The sequence below is a fragment of the Streptomyces prasinopilosus genome (genome assembly GCF_001419695.1).
Classification (GTDB): Bacteria; Actinomycetota; Actinomycetes; order Streptomycetales; family Streptomycetaceae; genus Streptomyces; species Streptomyces prasinopilosus.
This window is the reverse complement of record NZ_LIRG01000999.1, coordinates 184-1,611: the sequence shown is the minus strand read 5'-3', so window position 1 is coordinate 1,611 and position 1,428 is coordinate 184. Positions and strand designations below refer to the sequence as shown.

At 73.2% G+C, this 1,428-nt stretch carries 1 protein-coding gene and 1 pseudogene; both read right to left on the bottom strand.

Annotated elements, in window-relative coordinates; translation table 11 throughout:
- Positions 1-519 (bottom strand): annotated as a pseudogene (locus AOK18_RS29525) (hypothetical protein); the annotation flags it as partial.
- Positions 520-698: 179 nt separating this feature from the next.
- A partial coding sequence (locus AOK18_RS29520) for a LysR substrate-binding domain-containing protein (protein WP_240503366.1) occupies positions 699-1,428 on the bottom strand: 730 nt, incomplete at its 5' end.

Genomic DNA, 1,428 nt, shown 5'->3' with positions numbered 1-1,428 from the left:
CGCGGGGGTGGTGCGGGGCCTGATCCGCAGGGCCCTGGTCTCCTCCGGGTCCTCGCGGTCCGCGGGGCCCTCGGAAGCGGCCGGGCGGCTCGGGGCCGTGGGGCGCGCGGGGACGGCCCTGCGGGCCCTCTCCTGCCTGTTCGCCCACTCCGGCCCGCGCTGCGCGGGCATCCCGCTCGTGACGCCCGGTGCCGGCACTTCGCCCGTGCCGCCCGGCGGGGGCGTTGTGTTCATCGTGGTGCTCGTGGCCTTCGTGTCGTCCGGAGCGACCCGGTCCTCCAGGCCGGCCCGGTCCTCCGGGTCGGCCGCGCGGGGTGCGGTCCTCGCCGTGGCGACGTCGTCCGTCCCGCCGATGCGGCCGGGCACGTCCCGGGAGAACCACGTTCCGTGGCCGGCGGCGGAATCGCCGGGGGCGGACCGGTCGTCCTTGACCGGATCATCCTCGACCGGATCCGTTTCGATCAGATCGGTTTCGCTCCCGGGCTGTTCGGGTTGGGCGTCTTCTCGCCACTTTTCCACGCGCACGTTTCCCCCCACGGAACTGTTCAAGGGTGCGCGCGCGGCCCGAGCACTCGCCGCCGGAATGGGCCCCCACCCGCTCCGAGCGCCCCGTTTATCACACCGTGCTCGAGCATCGAATGTAACGCACGCCAAGGTTCCGCGTTCACCGGGAGGGGATTCTTGTCAGTTACGAGACATCAGGGAGAACTCATGACATCAAGATCACTGTCTGAAATCCATCCCCCGGCGGGCCGGAGCAGCCAGCCCTCCTCGGCGGCGATGTCGGCCGCAGCCCTGCGCAGTGCACCCAGTCCGGGGTGAATCAGCCCTTTCCGCCACATAAGGGATACGGGCGACAGGGGAACGGGGTCGACCAGCGGGCGCAGCACCATCGAGGGCAGCGGCGGGAAGTCCACCACGGCGAGGACCGGGTTCCCCGTGCGGGCCATGATCCGCTGGAACTCCTCCTCCCCGACGGCCAGGGGAACGGGCGGCGCCACGTCGATGCCCCGGCCCTCGAACAGCAGTTCCGCGAGGCCGGTCCACTCCCGGGTGCGCGGATTGCCAGCCCCGGCGTACACCTGCTCGCCGGCCAGCGCGTCCAGCGGCACCTCCGGCAGGGCGGCCAGCGGGTGGCCCTCGGGCAGGATCACCGCCATCGGCTCGTACCGCACGGGCTGCTGGTCGAGTCCGGTCCTCAGCGCCGCGGGGAGCCCCGCGAACCGTCCGAACGACGCGTCGAGCCGCCCCGCCGCCAACTCGCCCGCGGCCCAGGTCAGTCCGCTCTCGTAGCGGGCCATCAGCTCGTGGCCGGGGCCGATCTCACGGGCCCGGTGCAGGACCCGGCGCCCGGTGGCCAGCCCCGGGGAGTTGAGGTCCACCAGCAGCGGCCGGGTCCGTCCGGCGGCGGCGAGCAGGTCGTCCTGC